The sequence below is a fragment of the Stenotrophomonas sp. genome, from assembly GCF_035634915.1.
In the GTDB taxonomy this organism is placed as follows: Bacteria; Pseudomonadota; Gammaproteobacteria; order Xanthomonadales; family Xanthomonadaceae; genus Stenotrophomonas.
Window position 1 is genome coordinate 19,499 of the sequence record NZ_DASQCB010000022.1, and the last position, 10,821, is coordinate 30,319.

Here is a 10,821-nt window from a genome sequence, read left to right on the forward strand (position 1 = left end):
TTCAGTCGGCCAGGCCGCGCAGCAGGTCGTTCACGCTGGTCTTGCTGCGGGTCTTGGCATCGACCTGCTTGACGATCACCGCGCAGTACAGCGAGTGGGTACCGTCCTTGCTCGGCAGCGAGCCGGACACCACCACGCTGTACGGCGGGATGTAGCCGTAGGTGATCTCACCGGTGGCGCGGTTGTAGATGCGGGTGCTCTGGCTGAGGAACACGCCCATGCCGATCACGCTGTGGTGGCCGACGACCACACCTTCCACCACTTCCGAACGCGCACCGATGAAGCAGTGGTCTTCGATGATGGTCGGGCTGGCCTGCAGCGGCTCAAGCACGCCGCCGATGCCGGCGCCGCCGGACAGGTGGCAGTGCTGGCCGATCTGTGCGCAGGAACCGACGGTGGCCCAGGTGTCGACCATGGTGCCTTCACCGACGTAGGCACCGATGTTGGTGAAGCTCGGCATCAGCACCACGTCCTTGCCGAAGTACGTGCCGCGACGGGCGATCGCCCCCGGCACCACGCGCACGCCGGCGCGACGGAACTTCGCTTCGTCATAGCCGGCGAAGCGCGATTCGACCTTGTCCCAGAACGGCGCCGGGCGCGCGTCGACCACGGCCATGTCGTTGACACGGAAGTACAGCAGCACCGCCTTCTTCAGCCACTCGTTGACCTTCCAGCCGCCGTGGCCATCGGGCTCGGCAACGCGGAATTCGCCGGTTTCCAGGCCATCGATCACGCGGTTGACCAGCGGACGGGTGGACCCTTCCAGCTCGTGCAGGGTCAGCGTGGCGCGGCGCTCGAAGGCGCTTTCGATGCCGAACTTGAGTTCTTCCACGCCCGGCACCGGCGGCTTGCGCAGCGACTTGCGGGCGATGGTTTCGGCGCGTGCGGCTTCAGCGCTCTTGGCCGGGGCCTTCTTCGCAACCGGCTTCTTCGCAACAGCGGCCTTCTTCACCGGCGCCTTGGCCGGGGCGGCCTTGTTCGGTGCAGCAGTCTTCTTGGCCGCTGCGCTCTTGGCGGTCGCAGCAGTCTTCTTTACAGGCTTGGTGGCCATCAGGTGGGGTCTCCGGCGTTTCGATCAGGGTCCAGGCAGGCCAGCATCGCGTCATGCAGCTGCTGCCGGGCGGGTTCGGTCAGGGGGAGGTCGTGTTCGTCACTGATCACGAAGGTGTCTTCGGCGCGTTCGCCGAACGTGGCAATGCGCGCGTCATGCACGCGCAGGCCCTGGTTGCGCAGCACGAACGCCACGTCGGCCAGCAGGCCGGGGCGGTCGGGAGCGACCAGGGCGAATCGGGTCGCGCCGGGCTCATCGCGGAACTCGATGCGCGGGGCGAAGCGGAAGTGGCGCAGCTGTCGCGGCACCACCCGCCGCGACGGTCGCAGGCGGGTCAGGTCGCCACTCAGCGCTTCGCGCAGTGCGGCTTCCAGGTTGGCGCTGCTGCCATCGGCAAAGGTGTCGGCCGGGCTCACTTCAAAGGTATCGAAGATGGTGTCCGCCGGGCCGTCCAGCACGCGCGCGCGATGGATGCCGTAGCCCTTGCGGTCCAGGGTCATGACGATGGCAGCGAACAGGCCATCGCGATCAGGCGAGTGCACGAAGACTTCCAGCGCGGGGTCGTCCACGCTGATCCGGCGCACCTTCACCAGGGTGTGGCCCTGCCGGATCGGTACCAGCGCCGAGGCCTGCCATGCCAGCTGTTCCGGGCGCAGGCGCATGAAGCCTTCGTCGGGCATCACGGCGAACTGGCGGTCGATGGTGGCATCGTCGTAGCCCTGCTCGCGCACCAGTGCACGCACGCTGTCGCGCGCCTCGGCCACCCGTTCGGCGGCGGGCATCGGGTGTTCAAGCCCATCGCGCAGCGCACGCCGGGTGGCGAAGTACAGGTCGGCAAGCAACCGGTCCTTCCACGCGTTCCACAGTTTCGGGCTGGTCCCGGCGATGTCGGCGCAGGTCAGCAGGTACAGGTAGTCCAGGCGATCGCGGCTGCCGGCGAGCGTGGCGAAGCGATGGATCACCACCGGGTCGGCGATGTCCTGCTTCTGCGCGGTCACCGACATCCGCAGGTGCTGTTCCACCAGCCAGGCCACCAGTTCGGTATCGGTGCCACTGAGCGCGTGGGCCTGGCAGAACGCACGCGCGTCCACCGCGCCCAGCTCGGAATGGTCACCACCGCGGCCCTTGGCGATGTCATGGAACAGGCCAGCCAGCAGCAGCAGTTCCGGCTTGCGCAGGCGCGGCCAGACTTCATGGGCGATCGAGAATCGTTCGTCGGCGCGGCTGCTGGCGAACAGGCCGATGTTGCGCAGGACCATCAACGTGTGCTGGTCGACCGTATAGACATGGAACAGGTCGAACTGCATGCGCCCGCTGACCTGGGCGAAGGCCGGTATCCACTGCCCAAGCACGCCCAGCCTCGCCATGCGCGACAGCGTGTCGACCGGGCGCTGGCCGCGCAGCAGGGCCATGAACTGCTCGCGCGCATCGGCGTCGGCCTTGTCGTAGGCCGGCAGCACGGGCAGCGCCTCGGCCAGCGCGCGTGCTGTGAGCGAATGCAGGCCGCGCACCTGCGGGTTGTTGGCCCAGCTGGCAAACAGGGCGAACACCTGCCCGACATCGCCGCGCGGCCACTCCGCATCATTGGCGGCCAGGTAGCCCCGGCGCAGCGAAAAACCGACCGTCAACGGCTCCGGCTGCGCCTCGCCGTCGAACTGTTCCTCGAAGCGCTGCAGCAGGCGGTCGCTGATCCGCCGCACCACCAGGGCGGCGCGGTAGAAGCCCTGCATCATCTTCTCGACGCCCAGGTTCTCGGCGTCGTCCTCGAAGCCCAGGCGCGCGGCCAGGGTCTTCTGGTAATCAAAGCGCAGGCGTTCTTCCGGGCGGCGCGCCACCAGGTGCAGGCCAAAGCGCAGGCGCGCCAGCACCGCGCGTTCGCGCTTCAGCGCGGCCGCTTCATCGGCGCCCAGGTGGCCCAGCCCGACCAGCGCTTCCAGATCACGCACACCGAAGGCGCGCAGCGCCATCCAGCCCAGCGTGTTGAGATCGCGCAGGCCACCGGGGCCATCCTTCAGGTCCGGCTCCAGGTTGTCGGCGGTGTCGCCGAAGCGCTCATGGCGGGTGCGCAGTTCCTCGAGCTTGGCCAGGAAGAAGGCGCGTGCCGGCCACAGTTCGCGGTCATCAATGGCCCCACGCAGCGCGCGCCGGGCCGCGTCGTCGGCCACGATCGGGCGTGCTTCGATCAGTGCGGTCAATACGGTCTGGTCAGCGGCCGCTTCGCGGCACTGCGCCGCAGAGCGAACCGCATGGCTGACCGCCAGGCCGCAATCCCACAGCAGCGCGAACAGACGCGACAGGGCGGCCTCATGGGCCAGCTGCGCAGGCGCATCGCCGAACACCAGCAGATCGATGTCCGAGCGCGGGAACAGTTCACCGCGCCCGTAACCGCCCACTGCAAACACCGACAGGCCGCTGCCGGCCGGCAGGCAGCGCTGCCAGGCCAGGCGGATCAGGTGGTCGGCGGCACGCGCGCGCAGCGCGATCAGGCGCTCGATGTTGTCGCCCTGGTCGAAGCGGCGGTACAACCGCGCATCGGCCTGCTGCAGCGCCTGCCGCGCGGCAGACGCCCATTCGGGATCGTCGAGCGAATCGGCCGGCGCGTCCAGCAGTGAACCCGCCGGCAGCATCGTCAGGAAACCTGCGATTCGCCCGGCGACAGGGTCAGCACATCCACGCCGGTCTCGGTGACCGCGATCATGTGCTCCCACTGCGCCGACAGCTTGCGGTCCTTGGTCACCACGGTCCAGCCGTCCGGCAGCACCTTGTTGTAGCGGGTGCCCTCGTTGATCATCGGCTCGATGGTGAAGGTCATGCCCGGCTGCAGCACCAGGCCCTGGCCCGGGCGGCCGTAATGCACCACCTGCGGCTCATCGTGGTAGACCTTGCCGATACCGTGGCCGCAGTACTCGCGCACCACGCTGAAACGCTCGCCTTCGGCATAGCTCTGGATGGCATGGCCGATATCGCCCAGGGTCGCGCCCGGACGCACCGCACGGATGCCGCGCCACATGGCTTCGTAGGTGGCTTCCACCAGGCGGCGCGCCATCACCGACGGCGTGCCGACGAAGTACATGCGGCTGGTATCACCGTGCCAGCCGTCCTTGATGACGGTGACGTCGATGTTGATGATGTCGCCGTCCTTGAGCACCTTCCCTTCGCTGGGAATGCCGTGGCAGATGACATTGTTGACCGAGGTGCACACGGTCTTGGGGAAGCCGCGGTAGCCGACGTTGGCCGGAGTGGCGCCCTGCACGTTCACGATGTGGTCGTGGCAGATGCGGTCCAGTTCCTCGGTGGTGACACCGGGCTTGACGTGGGGGGTGACGATGTCGAGCACTTCACTGGCCAGGCGGCCGGCAATGCGCATCATCTCGATTTCCTGCGGGGTTTTCAGATTCACGCTCATGACACCCATTATCGCCGATCCAGCCGCAATCTGAACGAACGCCACCCAACTGGCGGTACGGACCATGCACTAAACCGGCAAGGACCGTGAAAACGTGACACGCCCCCCACTTCAAACGCCACAATTATCACTGAATACAGACACTTACCACCCCAAGCTGAACGTGACCGTCGTCAATGCGGCTCTGAACATGCCGCGCCGTCCTGTTCAACAGACCTTCGGGTCAGGGAGGTTGTCCGTGCGATCCGCTGTCCGTTCCCCATTGGCCTGGGCCCTCGCCCTCGCTATTGCCGGCCCCGCCGCCGCCGCCGACACCACCACCTTCAACGTGACCCTGATCGTCACCAAGGCCTGCACGATCACCGCGGCCGCAGCCACCAACGTCGACTTCGGCACGGCCGCGTCGACCACCACCACCCCGACCCTGGGCCAGGGCTCGGTCACCGCGCAGTGCTCCGCACTGACCCCGTACACGATCTCGCTCAATGCCGGTGCCAACGCGGGCACGGCCAACGATGTGACCACCCGGCGGATGAAGAACACCAACGCCGCCGTCACCGCCAACAACTTCGTCGGCTACCAGCTGTACCAGGATGCCGCCCGCACCCTGGTCTGGGGCGCCACCTCGGGCACCAACACCCAGGCCGGCATCGGCACGGGCCTGGCAGTGCCCTACCCGGTCTATGGCCAGATCACCAACCTGAGCACCAACAACGCCGCGGCCGGTAACTACCTGGACACGGTCACCGCAACGATCACCTATTGATGGGGTGGCATCGGATGGCCCTGCCCCGCCCGTGGCTTGCCACCGGGGTGGTCGTGCTGCTCGGCCTTGCGCTGTCGGCCGGTGCGCTGGCCGCCACCAGCATGCAGGTGGCACCCACCACCCTGCAGATGGACCCGCGCCAACGCGCCGCCGAGCTGTGGCTGACCAACAGCGGCGCTTCCCCGGTGAAGGTGCAGGTGCGGGTGTTCCGCTGGAGCCAGCAGGACGGCCAGGAACAACTGCTGCCCACCACCGAGGTGATGGCCACCCCGCCGATGCAGGAAATGGCGGCCGGCCAGCAGCAGCTGATCCGGGTGATGCGCACCGACCCCACGCCGCCCGCCAGCCAGCAGTACTACCGCCTGATCGTCGACGAGGTGCCGGACCTGGCTACCCGCGCCGAAGGCATGCAGTTCGTCCTGCGCTATTCCATCCCGCTGTTCATCCAGCCCGGTGGCGGCACCGCGTTGGCCCCGCAGCTGCGGGCGCAGCTGGTGCGCCTGGACGACGGCCGCAACGGGGTGGAAATCCGCAACAGCGGCAACAGCTATGCGCAGATCGCCGACCTGGCGCTGGGCAGTGCCAAGCGGCCGCGCATCGTCCATCCGGGCCTGCTCGGCTACGTGCTGCCCGGCCAGGTGATGCGCTGGCCACTGGAACGCACGGCGATCGACCGCGACAACGACCAGATCACGGCCAAGCTCAATGGCGAGTCCGAGCAGACACCGCTATCGCCCCCACCGGCTCGCTGAGGCCCTGGTGAGCGCACTGCTGGGTGCAGCCCTGGCTCCCGCAGCATCCTTTGCTGCCGATGTCTCCGGGGTGTCTGCCGACGCCATCCTGCCGCCGCCCACACCGCTCACCGCCACCCAGACGCTGTACCTGGACGTCCAGTTGAACAGCACGCCGCGCGGGCTGCTGCCCTTCGTCGAGAACCAGGGCCGCCTGCAGGCCAGCCCCGAGGTACTGCGCCAGCTCGGCTTCAACGCCACAGGCCAGGCGCCGGTGTTCCTGGACCAGCTCGGCGGCGTGGTGGTGCGCTACGACGCCGGCCTGCAGACGCTCGCGCTGGATGTGCCGCTGGACCAGCTGACCCTGCCGACCACCGTGCTCAGCCGCCCGCAGGCAAGCGCGCCCACAGGCAAGGCCTCACCCGGCGTGCTGTTCAACTACGACGTGTACGGCAGCCGCGTGGAGGACCTCGGCAACCTGAGCGTGACCTCGGAACTGCGCATCTTCGGGGTAGGCGACGGCACCTTCGAAAACACCGCCATCAGCCGCCGCTACCAGCAGGCCGAGGATCGCCGCTGGCGCGGCGAGAGCGTGCGACTGGACACGCGCTGGACACTGGATTTCCCCGAACAGGCCCTGACCCTGGAAGTGGGTGATTTCTACAGCGGCTTCGTCGACTGGTCACGGCCGGTGCGCCTGGGCGGCATCCAGATCGGCCGCAACTACGGGCTGCAGCCATACCGCGTGCTGACCCCGACCCCCTCCTTCCTCGGCCAGGCCGTCGTGCCCTCCACCGTCGAGCTGTACGTGGACGGGCTGCGCCAGTACAGCGGCCAGGTTCCGATCGGGCCATTCCAGCTGGCCGCGCAGCCCGGCATCAGCGGCACGGGCAGCGCACAGGTGGTGGTGACCGATGCGTTCGGCCGCATGCAGACCCTGGATTTCAGCTTCTATGGCACCCAGCAGCTGCTGGCCAAGGGGCTGTCGGACTGGTCGCTGGGCGTGGGCAGGCTGCGCGAACAGTTCGGCGAGCGCTCCTTCGCCTACGACGACCGCACCGTGGCCAGCGCCAACTGGCGCGGCGGCATCAGCGACCGCTTCACCGGCGAGGCTCACGCCGAGGGTGGTGCAGGCCTGGCCGAGGCTGGACTGGGGGGCTGGTGGCAGCTGGGCAGTGCCGGCGTGGTCAACCTGGCGTATGCGCACAGCCGCTACCAGGGCCTGCAGGGCGGGCAATGGGCCGTGGGCTACAGCTGGAACAACCGCCGTTTCAACGTCAATCTGCGCAGCGTGCGCAGCCATGGCGACTTCCGCGACCTGGGCGCGCTGCAGGACAACCTGCCGCCCAGCATCAGCGAACAGGCCACCGTCGGCGTGGATCTGCTGAAGCTGGGCACGCTCAGCGCCAGCTACCTGCGGCTGCGCTATCCCGACGGCGAGGACAACGGCTATGCCAGCCTGTTCTGGTCGCGCAGCTGGAGCCCGCGCTGGTCGGCCTACCTGTCGCTCAACCAGAACCTGGATACCTCCGGGGACCGCAGCATCTACCTGTCATTGACCGCCAGCCTGGGCAACAACCGCCAGGCCAGCCTGTCCAGCCAGCGCAACGGCGACACCCAGAGCTGGGTGGCCGATGTCACCCAGCCGGTGCCGGGCGATGGCAGCGCCGGCGGCATCGGCTGGCGCGCCCAGCTCCGCCAGGGGGATGACGGTACCGGCGGCCTGGCCGAAGTCGGCATCCTCAATGACGTCGGCCGTTACGCGTTCGGCGCTTCGCGGCAGGGCGGACTGGACTTCGCCTACGCCAGTGCCAGTGGCAGCCTGGTGTGGATGGGCGGGCATGCCTTTGCCACGCGTGAGGTCTCCGATGCCTTTGCGGTGGTCAGCACCAGCGGCATCGGCGGGGTGCCGGTACGGCTGGAAAACCGCCTGATCGGCGTGACCGACGACCGTGGGCTGCTGCTGGTCAGCCCGTTGTTGTCCTGGCAGCGCAACCGCGTATCGATCGACACCCTCGATCTGCCAACCGACATGCGCGCCGACCGCATCGAGGACTGGGTCACACCGCGCCAGCGTGCCGGCACCGGGGTGACCTTCACGCTGCGCTCGCGTCCGTCGGTGACCCTGATCCTGCAGGACATGCAGGGCCAGCCGCTGGAAGCCGGCAGCGAAGTCCAGCTGCCGGATGGCCGCCAGGCCACGGTCGGTTACGACGGTCTGCTGTACCTTGAGGACGTTGCCGCCGGCACCCCGCTGTACATCACCACCAGCGGCGGGCAGTGCCGCACCCGTGTGCCCGAACAGCCGCAGGTGGTGGCCAGCGGCGCGCAGCCGCGCCCGGCGGCCCTGCAATGCATCCCGGAGACCGCGCCATGACCGCCCGCCACCTGCTGCTGGTCGTGTTGCTGCTGGCCGGCCTGGTGATGGCCGTGCCGGCCCGGGCCACCGCGACCTGCGTGGCCGTGGCCAACCCCACACTGCCGTTCGGCACCATCAACAGCCTCGCCACCGGCCCCACCCCGGCCACGCTGAACATCACCGTCACCTGCACCACGGCCGCACTGAGCCTGCTGGCCACCACCGGCGTGCGTGTCTGCGTGGGCATCGGCCCCGGCAGCGGCGGTGGCAGCAGCGCTACCTGGCGGACGATGACCACCGCCGCCGGCGACACCATGAATTTCCAGCTTTACAACAACCCGGCCTACAGCCAGGTCACCGGCCTGGTGCCGCGCGGCTCGCCGCCGGCGCAGGAACTGACCATGAGCTACAACGTGCCACTGATCACCGGCGGCAGTGGTGCACAGAGCACCAGCCTGTCGGCCCAGATCCCGGCCAACCAGGTACTGGCCTCGGGCGCCTACAGCAGCACGTTCAGCGGCGCCAATGTCGTGCTCACCTGGGCGTGGAACGAAGTGCTGCTCGGCACTGCCACGGTACCGGCCACCTGCAACGGTGGCGCCACCGGTACCGCCTCGGCCAGCGCCGCCTTCAGCTTCACGGCCACCGCCAACGTACTGCCCCTGTGCGGCAGCTATGTCACCACCGACATGAACTTCGGCGGTGTCACCGGCGGTATCGCCAGCAACATCGACCAGACCGCCACGCTGACGCTGACCTGCCTGAAGAACACCGCCTACCAGGTCAGCCTCGACAACGGCCAGAACAATCCCAGCGCCACCACCACCCGGCGCATGCGCACGACCATCGGCGGCAGCAACTATTACCTCACGTACGAGCTGTACCGCGACGCCGCCCGCAGCCTGCGCTGGGGCAACACCCTCACCGTGGATACCGCCAGCGGCACCGGCACCGGCAGCACCCAGCAACTGACCATCTATGGCCGCGTGCCCCCGGTGACCGGGCAACCCCCGGCCGGCACCTACAGCGACCGGGTCACGGTGACCATCGCCTATTGAGCCCACGCTCGACTCTACAGGGCATGCGGTCGAGCAAGCGCGACGCTACAGATCCGCCGATCCCGGCCGATACCGTGCTCAGGTTTTCCAGCAGGGCAGGCGGCAGGTGGTACGCGCGTTATCGATGATGGCTCTGCTGGTCACCAGCATGGCGGGCCATGCCGAACCGGCAGCCATGCCCCTGCAGATCCGCCTGGTGGTGGTCGAAGGATGCACCCGCGCGCCCGGCGTCAACCCGCCCTGCCCGGTCCCCGCGCAGTACAGCGAGGCCCAGGCCCTGCCCGCGCAGATACGTGAACTGGCGCCGCCGCCGCAGGACGAAGGCAGCCGCGTCCTGCCCGAACCACCCACGGTCTATTACTGATGCCGCCGCGCTGGCTGCCTGGCCTGTCTGCCCTCGTGCTCGGTGTGCTGCCGGCCCTGCCGGCGGCGGCGCTGGAACTGCTGCCTACCACCCTGCAGTTGCCCGCCGCTGCCAGCCGCACCGAACTGTGGGTGCACAATCCCGGACCGGCGCCCTGGCACGGGCGCCTGCAGATCTGGGCCTGGGACCAGCAGACCAGCGCCGAACGGCTGCAGCCCAGCGACCAGATCATCGCCAGCCCGACCGTGATCGAACTGCCTGCCGGTGCCCGCCAGCGGGTCTGGCTGCTGCCACGGACGTCGATGCCGGTTGCGGCCGAGCAGGCCTACCGGGTGCTGCTGACCCCCGACGACCACCGGCAGCCACGCTACTCGCTGCCACTGTTCCGCGGCGGCGATAGCGGCCACGGACGCCCGCGGCTCTGGGTGGAAGCGACGGGTAGTGCGGCGCAACCCGTCCTGAGACTGCATAATGGAGGCGAACGCTACGCCCGCCTCAGCGACCTGGCCTACCAGGACGCGCAGGGGCAGCAGCACCTCCTGCTGCCCGGCCTGGCCGGCTATGTACTGGCCGCCCGCGACCGCCAGTGGCTGCTGCCGGCACGCGCCGATGGCTACCGTGGCGGCCGCTTCCAGGCCCGCCTGCAGGATGGGCAGGTGCAGGTCCTGCCCGCCCACAGCCCCCCAATTGCAGCGGGCGCCCCAAGCGGGCTATAATCCTCGGGATGTCCTGCCGCCCTGTGCGCGGAACACCGTCCACGCCGTACGTCATCGGCGAATCCACACCTGCTGCCCCCATCCGTGCCGGGGTGCTCCGCAAGGAGTTCGGCCACGGAGGCAGCAGGGAAGCCCAACCCCGGAACCCTCAGCGCTTCCACGCGTCCCGCATAACTGTCCCGCGGGCGGAAACGCCGGTTCCCCATCAGGAGTATTGCAATGCCCCAGGTCACCATGCGTCAGATGCTGGAAGCCGGCGTCCACTTCGGCCACCAGACCCGCTACTGGAACCCCAAGATGGCTCCGTACATCTTCGGCGCCCGCGGCAAGATCCACATCATCAACCTGGAAAAGACCGTCCCGCTGTTCA

Annotated in this window: 10 protein-coding genes; 7 read left to right on the forward strand and 3 right to left on the reverse strand. The window is 68.6% G+C overall.

Annotated features, from left to right (window positions below; translation table 11 throughout):
• Position 1: 1 nt before the first annotated feature.
• From dapD to map, 3 genes are read right to left on the reverse strand one after another with little or no spacing between them, the layout of a single operon-like run.
• Positions 2–1,051 (reverse strand): 2,3,4,5-tetrahydropyridine-2,6-dicarboxylate N-succinyltransferase, encoded by a 1,050-nt coding sequence (dapD, locus tag VER16_RS17400; protein ID WP_324810152.1) that lies wholly within the window; start codon positions 1,049–1,051, stop codon positions 2–4.
• Positions 1,051–3,678, reverse strand: a complete 2,628-nt coding sequence (locus VER16_RS17405; protein WP_324810156.1) for a [protein-PII] uridylyltransferase — start codon at positions 3,676–3,678, stop codon at positions 1,051–1,053. The genes dapD and VER16_RS17405 overlap by 1 nt, the downstream gene beginning before the upstream one ends.
• 2 nt (positions 3,679–3,680) lie before the next feature.
• Positions 3,681–4,466, reverse strand: coding sequence for a type I methionyl aminopeptidase (map, locus tag VER16_RS17410; RefSeq protein WP_324810158.1), 786 nt, complete (start codon positions 4,464–4,466; stop codon positions 3,681–3,683).
• 229 nt (positions 4,467–4,695) lie between these two features.
• Here map and VER16_RS17415 point away from each other — a divergent pair, with 229 nt between their 5' ends.
• From VER16_RS17415 to VER16_RS17445, 7 genes are all read left to right on the forward strand, one after another.
• A complete protein-coding gene (locus tag VER16_RS17415; protein ID WP_422664272.1) occupies positions 4,696–5,223 on the forward strand; it encodes a Csu type fimbrial protein in 528 nt (175 codons plus the stop codon).
• Between the two features lie 14 nt (positions 5,224–5,237).
• Positions 5,238–5,975, forward strand: a complete 738-nt coding sequence (locus VER16_RS17420) for a fimbrial biogenesis chaperone (RefSeq protein ID WP_414716070.1) — start codon at positions 5,238–5,240, stop codon at positions 5,973–5,975.
• Positions 5,929–8,331: a fimbria/pilus outer membrane usher protein gene (locus VER16_RS17425; RefSeq protein WP_414716071.1), complete on the forward strand. Its 2,403-nt coding sequence runs from the start codon at positions 5,929–5,931 to the stop codon at positions 8,329–8,331. The genes VER16_RS17420 and VER16_RS17425 overlap by 47 nt, the downstream gene beginning before the upstream one ends.
• On the forward strand, positions 8,328–9,371 hold the full coding sequence (locus VER16_RS17430; protein ID WP_324810165.1) for a spore coat U domain-containing protein: 1,044 nt from the start codon (positions 8,328–8,330) through the stop codon (positions 9,369–9,371). The genes VER16_RS17425 and VER16_RS17430 overlap by 4 nt, the downstream gene beginning before the upstream one ends.
• A gap of 124 nt (positions 9,372–9,495) precedes the next feature.
• The gene (locus VER16_RS17435; RefSeq protein WP_324810166.1) at positions 9,496–9,735 is read left to right on the forward strand and encodes a hypothetical protein; all 240 of its coding nucleotides are present in this window, start codon (positions 9,496–9,498) and stop codon (positions 9,733–9,735) included.
• Complete coding sequence (locus tag VER16_RS17440; protein ID WP_324810168.1) at positions 9,735–10,451, forward strand: fimbrial biogenesis chaperone; 717 nt, start codon at positions 9,735–9,737, stop codon at positions 10,449–10,451. The genes VER16_RS17435 and VER16_RS17440 overlap by 1 nt, the downstream gene beginning before the upstream one ends.
• Positions 10,452–10,670: 219 nt before the next feature.
• The coding region (locus VER16_RS17445) for a 30S ribosomal protein S2 (protein WP_324810171.1) at positions 10,671–10,821 on the forward strand (151 nt) is incomplete at its 3' end.